Consider the following 13914-nt stretch of genomic DNA (forward strand, 5'->3'; position numbering starts at 1 on the left):
ATTTTTTTAGTTGTTGATCTCCAAAGCGCTGTGGTAGAGCCATTCGCCATCTTCCATAAGAAAAAGGCTCTTTTCCCGGATCACCCCGCCTGAGAGTGTCGCGACGAACTCCACCGTCGCGCGCTTCTCATCGATGGACGAAAAATCCAGGATCTCCAGGCCCAAAAAATCGTTGGCCCGGCAAAAATTCAAAATCTCTTCCCGCCACGCCTTGCGATCTTCACTGTAATCGGGATTTTCCGGATGGGTGGTGCGGATGATGTAGCGGGCATCCCCCACGGCATAAGCGCTGTAGCGGGATTTCATCAGGCTCAGAGCGTCGGGAGCCAGGGCCCCTTTGTGAAAACGGGCGCAGCATTTTTTGTACTTGACCCCGCTGCCGCAGGGGCAGGGATCGTTGGAGCTGAGCTTTTTCATCATTCAGGAGCGGCAACAGACCCCGTCGAAGCCGTCTTCCAGATGGGGACGCTCCGTATCGCAGCCGGAGAGGATCTCCTCCTTCTCGACGATAGTCTCACCGTTGTAAATGATGGAGTAGCTGATTTTGACGCTGTCACGGATGGAGTTGACCGTCGTGCAGTAGCTCTCCAGCGAAGAGAGCACATAGCGCCGGGCCCGTACGGGATCGAAGCGGCCGGAGAATCGGTAGATGATATGGAGGGACTCGAACTTGACCGGCGGCTCCATCCGCCGCTCAATCTCCCCCTCCACCGAATAATCGCGTAGCTCATAGCCATCCCGCTCGGCAAAAGCGGCGATATCGATCCCCGTACATCCCAGGATCCCCGCCGCGAAATACTCCACCGGCGTAATCTCATTGGCGTTGATCAAAAAGGCATACTCACCGGTTTTGGCCTTGAATTTATTGTCACCTAGATAGTCAAGGGAGATGGTCATAGAAATTGCCTTTTATAAAGTAACTAGTAACTAGAAATTATGGATGGCGTTGCGCAGCAACGCTTACCACAATTCCTCATTCCTAATTCCTCATTCCTCATTTACAATAGTCCTAGCTGCAATTTGGCTTCGTCGCTCATCTTGGACTGATCCCAGGGGGGATCGAAGACCAGCTCCACATCCACCTCTTCGATGGAGTGATCCTCGATGCGGCTGGGGATCGTCCTCACCAGGTCGACGAGCACTTCCGACATCGAACAGGTAGCGGAGGTCAGGGTCATCACCACTTTGCACTTGTTGAGCTTGCTGACAGGGTCTTTTTCGCATTTCACATCGTAGATGAGCCCCAGGTTGTAGATGTCCACGGGGATCTCGGGATCGTAGATCTTCTGCAGCTCCTCAATCAATCTCTTTTCCGACTCTTCGGGAGTTACTTCACGGGGATCTTTGCTCATTGGTTCTGCTCCTTGCATCGTTTGGCATAAGTATAGACTTTTTCCAGGAAGGCTTGCAGACTTTTCTGACGGACCGGGGAGAGATGCTCGATGATCCCCAGATCGTTCAATTTTTTGGGATCGAAGTCGAGGATCTCATCGGGCGTACGGTTGTTGAAGATGTCCAACAGCAGGGTCAGCATCCCCTTGGCCATTTCGCTGCTTCCCTCTCCCCGCAGGATCAGCTTGCCGTCTTTGCACTCTCCCACCAGCCAGGCGGGAGAGGCGCACCCTTCGATGAAGGTAGCGTCGTTCTTCTCCCCCTCGGGAAGGGTCGTATGCTTCTTTCCCAGGTCGAAAATGTATTCGAATTTTTCATTTGGCGTCTCGAAGAGGTCGAAATCCTCTTTATAACGCGCCAGAGTTTCGTCGATGGAACCCATAATGTTTTCCTTTGGAAAAAATTAGAAATTAGAAGATAGAAAATAGAAACTATTGTAAGCGTTGCATCGCAACGCTCTCCATAATTTCTCATTTCTCATTTCTATTTTCTCATTATTATGAAGACGCAGCTGCGTCTTCGCAACCGTGGCAAGTCTCCATACAGCTCACACTCGTCTGCCCCCAGTAGGCGGTCTCGAAGCTGGCGTGGATACGCTCTCTGAGCCCCTCGTCTTCCAGCGCGTCGATCAGCTCGTTAGCAAAGCCCAAAATCAGCATCTTGCGCGCTTCATCCTTGGAGATCCCCCGGCTGCGAAGGTAAAAGAGCTGCGCTTCGTCGAGCTGTCCGGTGGTGGAACCGTGGCTCGCCTCCAGGTCGTCGATGTAGATCTCCAGCTGGGGCTTGCTGGCCATATAGGCACCGTCGTTGAGGAGGATCGCCTTGGAGTTTTGGTGGGCTTTGGTGTATTTGCCGGTATGCTCCACCTTGATCAGCGCATCGAAGATCCCCCGTGCCTTCTCGGCCAGGATATTCTTGGCCCGCTGATTGCTCAGAGAGCTCTGGCCGATATGGACGATCTGACTCACAGTGCCCCGGCGGGCATGGTCCGCGGCATAAAGCAGATGATCCGCGTCGATGCCAGCATGCTTGTGCAGTTCGGCCCGGATCAGCTGAAGTCCGCTTCCCTGGCCGAAGTCGAAGGTGTGCAGGCCGCAGTGGGCCTGGGAATCGACTTTGATCCGGTGGGAGAGGATCGGTGTGTAATCCCCTACTTTCAGGGTCTGATCTTTGATCAGCCTCAGATCGGCATCCCGGGCGATGAAAGCATCATAGCCGCCGAGCACCAAAGCGCCGCAGGCTTCGGCCCCCTCATAGCGCTCATCGACCTGCACCCGGACATTGGCATCGACATAGAGGGCTGTCCGATAGGCCAGCAATTTGCCCGGCCGGGTGAAGCGGTGGACGATCGTCACTTTGGCATCCTGTTTGAAGCGGATGGAGATGATCTCCTTGCTCATCAGATGGCCGAGATAATAGAGGGGATCGAAATGGTCCCCGTCGATCTCTACGGCATCGCTGCACCCCACGACGATCTCAGCGCTTTCAGGCATAGCGGTCACCACACCGTCGGTGATGACGATCTCTTTGCGACTCCGGGCGATCTCCCCTGTCGGGGCGATCTGCACCACCTCCCAGTCGTGCTCCATCAAAGGCTCGATGTCGAAATAGCGGTAGGCTTCGCTTTTACGGGTGGGCATCCCCAGCTCGGCCAATCGGCGGGCCGCCAAAAGCCGTGTCGGGTTGGCTCCCAGCTCCTCGATGAGGGTTTCGGGGCTCATCTCCCCCAGCAGCATCGGTCTCATCACGCCTCCTCGATGGCGCCGTAACCCTTCTCCTCGAGCTCGGCGACCAGCTCGGGGCCGGCGGTTTTGACGATCCTGCCGTCTTTGAGGACGTGGATATAGTCGGGCTCAATGTAATCCAGGATCCGGCTGTAGTGGGTGATGACCAGGAAGCTGCGCTTGCCGTCCTTCATCTTGTTGATCCCTTCACTGACGGCGCGCAGCGCATCGATATCCAGGCCGGAGTCGATCTCGTCGAGGATGATCAAATCGGGCTGGAGCATCATCATCTGCAGGATCTCGTTGCGCTTCTTCTCTCCGCCGGAGAAGCCTTCGTTGAGGGAACGGTTGATCATCTCGGGCTTCATCCCCAGCTCGGTCACCAGGCGCTTCATCTCCCGCAGGAACTCCGCAGCATTAAGCTCGGGCAGGCCCAGGTGTTTGCGCTTGGCGTTGACGGCGGTGCGCAGGAAGTAGGCGTTGTTGACGCCGGGGATCTCCACCGGGTTCTGGAAACTGAGGAAGATCCCCTCCAGCGCCCGATCCTCGGGTTCCCAGTCGACGATATCCTGCCCTTTGTAATTGATTGCTCCGTCAGTCACTTCCACATCATAATGGCCGGTGATCGCCTTGGAGAGGGTCGATTTCCCCGCTCCGTTGGGCCCCATAATGGCATGGACCTTCCCCTCCTCCATCTGGAGGTTCAATCCCTTGAGAATCTCCTTTTCGCCGATCCGGGCATGGAGATTTTCGATATTCATCACAACGTTACTCATCCTACACTTCCTTCCAATGTCAAATTCAACAGTGCTTTCGCTTCGACCGCATACTCCATAGGCAGCTGGCTGAAGACCTCTTTACAAAAACCATGAACGATCATACTCACCGCATCCTCTTCGGTGATCCCCCGCTGGCGGAGATAGAAGAGCTGCTCGTCGCTGATCTTGGTCGTCGTCGCTTCGTGCTCCACCTGTCCGTGGGCGTCCTTACTCTCCAGATAGGGGAAGGTGTGGGCCCCGCACTTGTCGCCGATGAGCAGGGAGTCACATTCGCTGTAGTTGCGGGCCCCTTCGGCATTGGCGCCGATCTTGACCAGTCCCCGATAGGTGTTTTGCCCCTTCATGGCGCTGATCCCTTTGGAGATGATCGTGGAGCTGGTATTTTTGCCCAGGTGGATCATCTTGGTTCCCGTATCGGCCTGCTGGGCCAGAGTGGTCACGGCAACGGAGTAGAATTCACCGACGCTGTTGTCCCCTTTGAGGATACAGCTGGGGTATTTCCAGGTGATCGCCGAACCGGTCTCCACCTGGGTCCAGGAGATCTTGGCGTTCTCTTCGCAAAGCCCGCGCTTGGTCACGAAGTTGTAGATCCCCCCTTTGCCCTCTTCATCACCGGGGTACCAGTTTTGGATCGTGGAGTATTTGATCTCCGCATCTTTCAGGGCGATCAGCTCCACCACGGCGGCGTGAAGCTGGTTTTCGTCCCGCATCGGCGCGGAGCATCCTTCGTTGTAGCTGACATAGCTCCCCTCATCCGCTACGATCAATGTCCGCTCGAACTGCCCGGTATTGAGGGCATTGATCCTAAAATAGGTGCTCAGCTCCATCGGGCAGCGGACCCCCTTGGGGATGTAGACGAAGGTTCCGTCGGTAAAGACCGCCGAGTTCAGCGCCGCGAAGTAGTTGTCATTCATCGGAACGACGCTGAACATATACTTTTTGATCAGCTCGGGGTAATCCCGAATCGCTTCGGAGATGGAGCAGAAGATGATCCCCTTCTCGGCCAGCTCCTCCTGGTAGGTGGTTTTGACCGAAACGGAGTCGACGACGGCATCGACGGCCACTTTGACGCCGGCGAGCTGCTTTTGCTCCTCCAGGGGGATCCCCAGCTTCTCGTAAGCCTCCAGAATCTTGGGATCGACCTCATCCAGGCTCTCAGGCCCCTTCTTGGGCGCGGCGAAGTAGGAGATGGATTGATAATCGATCGGTTCATACTCCAGGTGCCCCCAGTGGGGCTCCTCCATCTCTAGCCACTTCCGGTAGGCTTTGAGGCGAAGCTCCGTCATCCAATCGGGCTCGTCTTTCTTTTTGGAGATGTAACGGATCACCTCTTCGCTGAGCCCGGGAGGGACCTTGTCCTCCTCGATATCGATCTCGAAGCCGAGGGCATACTCGCCCGAGACCGCTTTGTCCAGCTCTTCTTGTGCCATGACAATCCTTTTTCAACTCTTTTCCGGTGTTATAGCCTAAGCGAAACACCCATGTCAAGCCATTTTAGCAGAAAAAGTTTTAAATCGGAGGAAATTTGTCTTATTTTGGGAAAAAGTTGGGAAAGAATGCCCGATTTTCGGGCATTGTAAAGGTAAATTAAAAATTTTTGGCGTTTTTGAACTCGGCCACTTCCGTATCGACCATCGCATCGATCATCCGCAGATAGAGGTCGTTGATGAGATTGGGCGAGAGATCCAGTTCGATGGCTTTGGATCGGACATGGTTGATTACGTCGGCGATCCGGTCTTCGGCTTTGATCTCATCCACCGAATCCTTGAAGTGGGCCAGTTGACGGATGTACGCGTTACGCGCAGCGATGAGCTCCACGATCTGATCGTCGAGCTTGTCGATCTCTTTGCGGGCCTCTTCGAGAGAACTGCACTCTTTGATCTCCATCCTACACCTCCCTCTGGTAAATCTGGAAGCCATTATAGCATACGCCCGTACCCTTTCAGAGCTTTGACGGCCGAAGGATCTCCTCTTCGAGAAAGCGGGCGACGGCATCCTCGTCGTTGCTGTAGGGCAGTACGATATCGGCCAGCTCTTTGAGCTCCTCGATGGCGTTGGCCACAGCGATCCTCCGCCCCGCCATCTCAAAAAGGCCGATATCGTTGTGACTGTCGCCGAAAACCGTAGTGTGGTCCTTGTCCACCCCTTCGAGTCTTTCGAGCTTGCTCAGGGCGTGGGCCTTGTCCCCTTCGGGGTGGAGCACCGTTAGGAACCAGCAGTCGATGTAGGGGTCGGCGGAGCATTTGATCTCGATGGCATCGCCGAAATGACGGCGAAGGAGCCGCTCCAGTTCGGCCGTTTTGGCCTCACTCTCCATATAGACGATCTTGAGGTTCCGCTCCATCGCCCGCATCCTGGGCACATCCTTGACCCGGCGGTCATTGTGCATAGTCCTCAGAAGCTCCTCCTGATAGGGGTTGGGATGGGCTGGGTAGATGAAGCTCTCCTGCCCATCAGCCTCCATCCCCACCAACAAAGGCTCCATATCCAACTCCTCACGGGCCAGCTCGATGATCCCGTCACCGATTTCCCGATCCAACGCCGCCACGTCGATGAGCTTCCCGTCGATCGTAGCGATCACCACCCCGTCCAGCAGGATCAGCGGCTCCCGAAGTTCCAATCCCTCGAGCAGCTTGCGCACTCCGGTCAAGCTCCGGGCCGTGGCGACGGAGAGCCTGGCCCCCTGCTTGATGGATTCGTTCCAGACCCGCCGGCTGTAGGCGGAGATGCTCAGATCGCTGCGCAGAAAGGTCTTGTCCAGGTCGGTGAGGTAGAAAGGTTTCATAGGAAGAGGACCCTTTTTGAAAAGAATTATAGCGGGCAGCGCCAAACCTGCCATTTATCGACCGGATTGAAACCGGCCTTTTGCAAAACCTCTTCACCGAGATTGAAGCGTTTCAACACACGCATTTCGACCCGTACATATCCCTCACTACGGAATTTCTCGCAAAGACCGGATAAGACCCTGAGACGTGACTCACCGTGACACAATCCCGTACGTAGATAGAGATCCTCGATGTAAGCCGTTTCCCTCCCGAGATAGGTAGCGAACTTGCGCAGGATCACGGCGAAACCGATCGGCTCCCTATCGGCATAGATCACGATGCCTTCCGCCACAGGAGACTCTCCGAGAAAGGTTTGCAAATACTGATCGAAGGTCGCGACGAAGAGCTCTGTCTGCCCTTCTGTCTCTGCCAATTCCTTCACCATTTCGTAAAGCAGATGCAGTTCTTCTTCGGTATCCACTCTACGAAATTGAAAAGATTTCATTTTACCTCAATTGCCGTTGAATGGATATTCCGCTGCATTCGGGGCCGGGGATCTTTGAGCAGCTCCTCCGGCGCGTCGAAGGGAGCCAAACGTTCGATGAAATCGACCAGCGAGAGGATCGGCGTTGCGTAGAAAAACTTCAGCCGATGATCATCCTGCCAAAGCTTGTCGGCGTAGATAAGTACCCGGTAGGGGGTATCCCCCACTCCGTCTCTATCACGGTCGAAGCCTTCGTAACGGTCCCAGTAGTTCAGAGCGATATCATTGTGCTCCCGTTTGGCTTTGGGGATGTCCCGCTCCACGTCGTGGAGATTGCCCACGAAGTCGTTGTCGCGGATGGTATTGTTGCGCAGGGCGGCGTGAAAGTGCAGCGCGGTTACGTTGTCAACAACGGCGTTGTGGTATATGTAACGGCGCATCCCGATCTCCACGGGCGAAGCGTCGATGTAGAGAGCCTGGGCACAGGCCATCAATAGATTGTCCGAGATATGGATATTCCTGCCGTGTGCCAGCAATATACCCGTCCCCGTGGCGGTGCGGGTATCGAAGACGGTATTGCCGGTGGCATTGAGGTCTCGACCGCCCCGGATAAAAAAACCGGCATAAATGTTCCGAATATCGTTGCCTCGGGCCGTGAGGTTGGTATCCATCGAGGCCAGGATTCCGTAGCGGGCTTCTCGGATGCGGTTATCGGCAAGGAGGACATTGTGCGAACGGGTTACGGAGAGATCCCGCCCGTGCTCCAAGCGGTTGCCCCGCACTTTGATGTCGTGGCTGCCCCAGAGCCGGATGAAATCCCCGCGGTTATCGACTACCTTCTCAGGATAAGAGCGAATACTATTTCTTGAAAATTCCAGATGGGCACTCCGCTCCGCGATGATCCCAAAGAGGCTTTTCTCAATTTTGCACCCTTTGATGCTTACATCCGACACCCCGTCCATCTTCACCGCCGCATCCAGCCTCTCCCTCCGACGGCCGCTTCCTTGGATCGTCAAACCTTCCAAATGCACATGAGAAGAGCCGATTGTCACTACCGTTCCCCTGCCGGGTCCCTGAAGCAAAGTTTTGCCTTCCACTCCTTTGAGAGTCAGCGGCTTGTCGATGGTGACGCTCTCTTCGATCACGCCAGATCCCAGCTCGATCATCGCCCCGGGCTCCACCCGGTCAATGGCCTGCTGCAAGGCCCCTGCCTGTGCGATCACCGCCCCGAGCCAAAGAGATGGAAACAGCTTTCTAATTCCTAAAGCAACAGTTCGCATAAGCTCTCTCGGGATCACCGATTTTCAGAGGATAGAACCACATCGCCGGGCACTGCTTGCCGTCTTTTCTCAATCGTTTGATGAGTCTGCCCGTAGAATCGAAATAGCTGCGAACCTCGCTCTCGCAGCCGTGAACGCTCCCTCCCCGGACGAAACTGAAAAAGATCGTCCCGTCCTTGCGGAAGTAGTAATCTCCCGATCCGGCACTGTCTTCGGTGCCGCCTTCGCAATGGAGCTTGCGCACCCTCCCCTTTTCGTCGATGTAGATCACCGCCTGGGAAACTTCGTATCCATCATATCGCTCTTTTTTCTTATAGAGAAATGCCTGATCTTTGACCTGAGCCTCGATCTGCCGAAAGATCTTGCGGATCCGGGCGATACGGGGGTCGGCTTCGCCGGCGTTGATGGTGAGAGAAAGGAATGGAAGGATGAGAATCAGGCGAGTCATAGAACTTCCTACTTTTGTTTCTGTCTGTTTCAATGATACCACAGAGCGGATGCGGGTTGTTTGACCCTTGTCATATTCTCGGTTTATGGCATCATAAAGATGATAAAAATTTCGTAGAAGATCACGAAAAGGCAAAATACTATTCGGAAGATAATAATTTCCTGCTGGAGAGAAGGTGTTGCATTACCAAATGTTCTCTGAAAACCTTCAGGCTCGTCAGCAGGAATAATCCCCACGATAAAATCGAAAGAAATGGATCGATGATGCGCCTATTTCCCAAGTTGATCTTTTTTCTGATGTTCACAGCCCTCGCATGGACATCACAGACAAAGCCCGGCGATTTTATTCCCAAGGGCTATCGGGAAGTTGAGCGGTACAAAGGTGACCTGAACGGTGACGGGAGGGATGATCTGGTACTGATCATAAAAAGAATCGACAAAAGAAACATTGTCACCGATTTCGCCGGTCAGAAGGTCGACAGAAATCGGCGTGGGATCATCATCCTCTTCAAAAGCAGAAACGGCTACAGACTCGCCGCCAGGAATACCGACTGCTTCAGTTCCGAAAACGAAGAAGGCGGAATCTATTTTCCTCCGGAATTGTGGATCGAGATCAAAAAGGGGAAACTCTACATCGAGTATCTCCACGGTCGATATGGATACTGGCAATATGTCTTTCGCTATCACCATTCGCATTTTGAACTGATCGGATACGACGCAAGTATCAACCATGGCCCCGTAGTGGAGAAATTTATCAGCATCAATTTCCTGACAAAAAAGAAACTCATCCGGATCAATACCAACAAAAACGCACAAGGCGGAGACGAAAGGTTCATCGAGAGATGGAGCTGTATCAAATGGGGTCAACTGATCACGCTCTCCGAGATCAAGGACTTCGACAAACTGGACTGGAAGTTCCAAAAGCTTTTTTATGAAGATTTAGTAGAATCTGTCGGTAAGAAGAAGGAGCTAGATAGATGAACCGTCTCAACATCAAGGTAAAAACGGCTCTCGCAGCGAGTCTGATCCTTGCGAGTTCCCTCCAGGCAAGCAAACCCAAAAGCTGTATGGAGAGAGCCTCGACCCAGGGAGCGATGAATCGATGCGCACTCGAGTCTTATCGAAAGGCCGATGCGGAATTGAACAGAGTTTACAAGAGAATAAAGGCTCTTTACAAAGATGACAAACTCTTTCTCGAGAAACTCAAAAGGGCACAACAGACATGGATAAAACTACGAGATGCCGACCTCCTGCTGAAGTTTCCCCATAAAGGCCAACCCGGTTATTATGGCAGTGATTTTCCCATGTGTGAGGCGATGTTCAAAAGAGAGCTGACTCTCGAAAGAATCAGATTTTTGAAGCAGTGGCTGTGGGGAGCGGAAGAAGGCGATCTCTGTAGCGGCTCACAAAAGATCCGCCCACAAAATAACCAACCGGAGGATATGCCATGAAAACCATCGGCATACTCGGCGGGATGAGTTGGGAGAGCAGCGCACTCTACTATGAGATCATCAATGAAGAGGTCAAAAAACGCCTGGGCGGGCTCCACTCCGCCCGATGCGTAATGCTCAGCGTCGATTTCCAGGAGATTGAAAAGCTGCAGCATAGAGGCGACTGGGATGCCACGGGGGAACTGCTGGCCGCTGACGCCCGGCGTATCGAAGCCGCGGGAGCCGACTTGCTCCTCATCGCCACCAACACGATGCACAAGGTGGCTCCCCGGATCGAAGAGGCCCTCTCCATCCCTCTCCTTCACATCGCCGATGCCACCGCCAAAGCGATCCGTGACCGGGGGACCCGGACTATTGGGCTGCTGGGAACCCGCTTTACGATGGAAGAGGAGTTCTATGCCGGACGTTTACGGCAAAAATGGGGACTCGAGGTACTGACCCCCCAGAAGCGGGATCGGGAGATCGTCCACCGCATCATCTACGAAGAGCTGGTCCTCGGGATCGTGCGGGAAGAGTCGCGGGCCGAATTTCTTCGGATCATAAACAAACTTGCCGACCGGGGGGCCGAAGGGATCATCGAGGGGTGTACGGAGATCGGTATGCTCGTCAAAACCGAACATACCGGCATCCCCCTCTTCGACACAACACATATCCACGCCCAAAAGGCGGTGGATCTGGCCTTGCGCGATTTGACATAGCACACCTCCTTTCCCCCACGATTTCGTCCCTTCGGAACAAACCGGATACAATGGTTTTGAAAGCAGGTACATAAGGAGAGCGGATGGGTAGTGCGGAACAGAATTGGTGGGAGGGAAAGACCCTTTTTATCACCGGTGGGGCGAAAGGGATCGGTGCAGCGACCGTCCAGGCCTTTCTCGGAAAAGGAGCCTCCGTCTGCTTCGTCGATCGCGACGAGTCCGCTGCGAAGGCCTTTCTCCGGAAACAGGGAAACTCCGAACGGTTGCTCTACATAGCGGGGGATACCCGGGATGCCCGGAGGATGGAGGAAGCGGCGGAAGAAGCCGTCGAAAGATTTGGCGGATTGGATTTCGTTGTCTCCAATGCAGGGATTCACCGGCTCGGCACCATTTTGGAAACCGATCCCCAAGTTTGGCAGGAACTCCTCGATATCAATCTCACCGGAACCTACAATACCCTCCGTGCAACCCTGCCGCATCTCATCGCACGACACGGGGGCTGCATGACCCTCATCGGTTCCGACCAGAGCTTTATCGGGAAACGCCGTAGTTTCGCCTATGGGGCTACCAAGGGGGCCATCGGCCAGATGGCGGCATCTCTGGCACTGGATTACGCCCCGGAAAAGATCCGGGTCAATTGTGTCTGTCCCGGGACCATCGACACCGACCTCTATCGCCAGGCCATTGCACAGATCGCCGCCGAAGAATACGGCGGCGACCTCCGGGAAGCCGAAAGACACTCAGCTCTTCAGCAGCCTCTGGGCCGCATCGGGACTCCGCAGGAGGTCGCGGCGATGGTGCTCTTCCTCGCTTCTCCGGAAGCGGGATTCATCACAGGGGCCCGGATTCCCGTAGACGGCGGCTATACCGCTCAGTGACCGATCGCCCTGCGGCGCATCATCGCAAAGATCGACTGGCGGATCTCATCGCTCCGTCGGTTGTGATAGTCAAACGGCGCGGGATGGGTTCCGCCTCCCAGAACATTCATACAGGCATTGAGCTCGAAGGGCACCAGCTGTCCCTCCCGATTGATCCCGAAATCGAGCCCGAAAAAGTCAAGTCCGACACGGTGCCCGATCTCCGCACACAGATGAGCGAATTTTTCGGACCCTTCAGTCAGGAACTCCTCCTCTTCTCTGCGCAGTGACGCCACGTTTGCCATCAATTCCCGCCGGCTTCCGACGTGGACCATCCACTCTCTCGAAGCGATCATATGCCTCGGCCAGGGCTCTCCGTCGATGAAGACCATCCGGTACTTACGATACAACCCGTCCTCTCCCCGGGTCTCTACGAAGGAAGAGAGATAATAGGCTCTCCCATCGAACGGAAAGCAATGCAGTTTCCACTCCTCGGAAGGACGGTCGATCTTCAGGAACGTTTTTCCCCCGTGTTTCCCCGCTTCACGGACCAGAAAGGGGTATCTGACGGAACGTTCCGCCGCTTCGATCAACTCGTTTGCACTTCGGGCTACTGTCCTGATCACTGACGGAAGGCGCACCCCTTCCACACCCTCCAGAAGTCTGACAACATTTTCCCTGCCGCTGCGCACGATCCAGCGGGGATCGTTGATCACCGGCTTCTCCAGCGCTTCGATAACTTCTGCGGCCACGTTCAAGGCGTGTGCGTTGATGTCGGGATCGCAGATGGAATTGAAAATGAGGTCCGTCGGACCTACCCGTATCTCCGAGCTTTTCAACCCGCCCAGCAGCAGCGTGACCACTTCCAACGCACCGGTGCGGCCCAGATACTCCAAGAGAGGAAGATTCCCCGGAAAATGAAAATCACTCCGAAAGAGATCACCCCGGTTCTGCAGGACCCGGATCTTGCCGCTGTCAGGGATTCCGACGAGATTCAGAAGCCTCATCGTTTGACACTTTTTACTGTAGAGATTTTGGCATCCATCAGGCTCTCCAGAGCGGTGACGATCCGCTTCCGCCAAGCTTCGGTGTAGTAGCCGGGTTCCTTCTCTTCGGAGAAGGGATTCATACATGCATTGGCTTCGAAGAGAAGGATCTTCCCGTCCGCCAGGAACGAACAATCGACCCCCATAAAATCGAGACCGATCTTTTCGGCAAGCACCCCAAGCGAAGCCACCCCCTCTTCCTCACTGAAAGAGAGAAAGTCGACGGCCTCTCTCTTCAGGGCCGGCGGGAGCTCTGCGATCGTGTCTCTCTGGATCTTCCAGTGTTTGGAATAGATCACATGTCCCGGAAGTATCTTCCCTGCGATGATGAAAAACCGGTACTTTCTGTAGTATCCGTCGGACGAACGAAAATCGACGAATTCACTCAGATAGAATTCCCGTCCGTCCAGGGCATAGGCTTCCAGCTTCCCGGACTCTTCCGCGCTGTCGATCCGGATCAGGGCTCTCCCCTCCTGGCCTCCCACGGGACGAAACAACACCGGGAACTCCATGCCATACTTTTCCACCCATTCCGGAAGCTCAGCGGAGGACAGGGGAGCAATCCGCACCGTTTTGGGCACCCGCAGCCCCGCAATACCAACCGCCAGAGAGGCTAGGCGTTCCCTGGAGCTGTTTCGCACCGCTCCGGGAGGATTGACGACCCGGACACCGGGATAAGCCCCGATCACCCGTTCCGCCGCTTCGAGCCCCTCTCGGTTGCTGTCGGGATCACATATACTGTTGCAGATCAGGGCGGGAGTGAATCCCGGAGTGGGCGAACCGGCAGAAGGACTGCCAAGTACCAGAACACGACGGGGATATTTTTGAGGATCCAGAAGCTGCAGTATCGGCATCAGACCCTCCAGATGCAATTCCGGGTGTCCCCCCTCTCCATAGGCACGCACCACGGTCACCTCCTCCGCATCCCCGATGCTCCAGAGATCCAGGATCGTGCTCATCTTTGTGTCACCCAGGAAGCGTGTTGCACCAG

The 13914-nt window shown here is 54.9% G+C and carries 18 protein-coding genes; 4 read left to right on the forward strand and 14 right to left on the reverse strand.

Annotated elements, in window-relative coordinates:
• Nucleotides 1–6 precede the first annotated feature (6 nt).
• The 12 genes from NITSA_RS06690 to NITSA_RS06745 form a co-directional block, all read right to left on the reverse strand.
• Nucleotides 7–420: a YchJ family protein gene (locus NITSA_RS06690; protein ID WP_013554260.1), complete on the reverse strand. Its 414-nt coding sequence runs from the start codon at nt 418–420 to the stop codon at nt 7–9.
• Complete coding sequence (locus NITSA_RS06695; protein WP_013554261.1) at nt 421–897, reverse strand: OsmC family protein; 477 nt, start codon at nt 895–897, stop codon at nt 421–423.
• Nucleotides 898–998: 101 nt separating this feature from the next.
• Nucleotides 999–1352 (reverse strand): metal-sulfur cluster assembly factor, encoded by a 354-nt coding sequence (locus NITSA_RS06700; protein ID WP_013554262.1) that lies wholly within the window; start codon nt 1350–1352, stop codon nt 999–1001.
• The gene (locus NITSA_RS06705) at nt 1349–1774 is read right to left on the reverse strand and encodes a SufE family protein (RefSeq protein ID WP_013554263.1); all 426 of its coding nucleotides are present in this window, start codon (nt 1772–1774) and stop codon (nt 1349–1351) included. Before NITSA_RS06705 ends, NITSA_RS06700 begins: the two co-directional genes overlap by 4 nt.
• Nucleotides 1775–1889: 115 nt before the next feature.
• Nucleotides 1890–3137 (reverse strand): SufD family Fe-S cluster assembly protein, encoded by a 1248-nt coding sequence (locus NITSA_RS06710; RefSeq protein ID WP_013554264.1) that lies wholly within the window; start codon nt 3135–3137, stop codon nt 1890–1892.
• Nucleotides 3137–3892, reverse strand: coding sequence for a Fe-S cluster assembly ATPase SufC (gene sufC, locus NITSA_RS06715; protein WP_013554265.1), 756 nt, complete (start codon nt 3890–3892; stop codon nt 3137–3139). The genes NITSA_RS06710 and sufC overlap by 1 nt, the downstream gene beginning before the upstream one ends.
• Entirely contained in the window at nt 3889–5325 is a 1437-nt protein-coding gene (gene sufB, locus NITSA_RS06720; RefSeq protein WP_013554266.1) for a Fe-S cluster assembly protein SufB, read from the reverse strand. The genes sufC and sufB overlap by 4 nt, the downstream gene beginning before the upstream one ends.
• A gap of 157 nt (nt 5326–5482) precedes the next feature.
• Nucleotides 5483–5782 (reverse strand): chorismate mutase, encoded by a 300-nt coding sequence (locus tag NITSA_RS06725; RefSeq protein ID WP_013554267.1) that lies wholly within the window; start codon nt 5780–5782, stop codon nt 5483–5485.
• A 55-nt stretch (nt 5783–5837) separates the two neighbouring features.
• Nucleotides 5838–6680 carry an HAD-IIB family hydrolase gene (locus NITSA_RS06730; RefSeq protein ID WP_013554268.1) on the reverse strand — a complete coding sequence of 281 codons (843 nt, stop codon included), beginning with the start codon at nt 6678–6680 and terminating at the stop codon, nt 5838–5840.
• A 26-nt stretch (nt 6681–6706) separates the two neighbouring features.
• Nucleotides 6707–7165, reverse strand: a complete 459-nt coding sequence (locus NITSA_RS06735) for a hypothetical protein (RefSeq protein WP_013554269.1) — start codon at nt 7163–7165, stop codon at nt 6707–6709.
• A complete protein-coding gene (gene nosD / locus NITSA_RS06740) occupies nt 7162–8367 on the reverse strand; it encodes a nitrous oxide reductase family maturation protein NosD (RefSeq protein ID WP_223162223.1) in 1206 nt (401 codons plus the stop codon). The genes NITSA_RS06735 and nosD overlap by 4 nt, the downstream gene beginning before the upstream one ends.
• Nucleotides 8368–8398: 31 nt before the next feature.
• On the reverse strand, nt 8399–8872 hold the full coding sequence (locus NITSA_RS06745) for a hypothetical protein (RefSeq protein WP_013554271.1): 474 nt from the start codon (nt 8870–8872) through the stop codon (nt 8399–8401).
• Between the two features lie 260 nt (nt 8873–9132).
• Here NITSA_RS06745 and NITSA_RS06750 point away from each other — a divergent pair, with 260 nt between their 5' ends.
• The 4 genes from NITSA_RS06750 to NITSA_RS06765 all read left to right on the forward strand — a co-directional run bounded on the left by NITSA_RS06750 (nt 9133) and on the right by NITSA_RS06765 (nt 11898).
• Nucleotides 9133–9852, forward strand: coding sequence for a hypothetical protein (locus tag NITSA_RS06750; protein WP_223162224.1), 720 nt, complete (start codon nt 9133–9135; stop codon nt 9850–9852).
• Complete coding sequence (locus NITSA_RS06755; protein ID WP_013554273.1) at nt 9849–10322, forward strand: lysozyme inhibitor LprI family protein; 474 nt, start codon at nt 9849–9851, stop codon at nt 10320–10322. Before NITSA_RS06750 ends, NITSA_RS06755 begins: the two co-directional genes overlap by 4 nt.
• Entirely contained in the window at nt 10319–11020 is a 702-nt protein-coding gene (locus tag NITSA_RS06760) for an aspartate/glutamate racemase family protein (RefSeq protein WP_013554274.1), read from the forward strand. Before NITSA_RS06755 ends, NITSA_RS06760 begins: the two co-directional genes overlap by 4 nt.
• Nucleotides 11021–11103: 83 nt before the next feature.
• A complete protein-coding gene (locus NITSA_RS06765) occupies nt 11104–11898 on the forward strand; it encodes an SDR family NAD(P)-dependent oxidoreductase (protein ID WP_013554275.1) in 795 nt (264 codons plus the stop codon).
• On the opposite strand, the gene NITSA_RS06770 is transcribed toward NITSA_RS06765, so the two are convergent.
• Complete coding sequence (locus tag NITSA_RS06770; protein WP_013554276.1) at nt 11892–12884, reverse strand: ATP-grasp domain-containing protein; 993 nt, start codon at nt 12882–12884, stop codon at nt 11892–11894. The genes NITSA_RS06765 and NITSA_RS06770 overlap by 7 nt on opposite strands.
• Nucleotides 12881–13882: an ATP-grasp domain-containing protein gene (locus tag NITSA_RS06775; RefSeq protein ID WP_013554277.1), complete on the reverse strand. Its 1002-nt coding sequence runs from the start codon at nt 13880–13882 to the stop codon at nt 12881–12883. The genes NITSA_RS06770 and NITSA_RS06775 overlap by 4 nt, the downstream gene beginning before the upstream one ends.
• Nucleotides 13883–13914: the final 32 nt, after the last annotated feature.

It is taken from the genome of Nitratifractor salsuginis DSM 16511 (assembly GCF_000186245.1).
Lineage (GTDB): Bacteria > Campylobacterota > Campylobacteria > Campylobacterales > Sulfurovaceae > Nitratifractor > Nitratifractor salsuginis.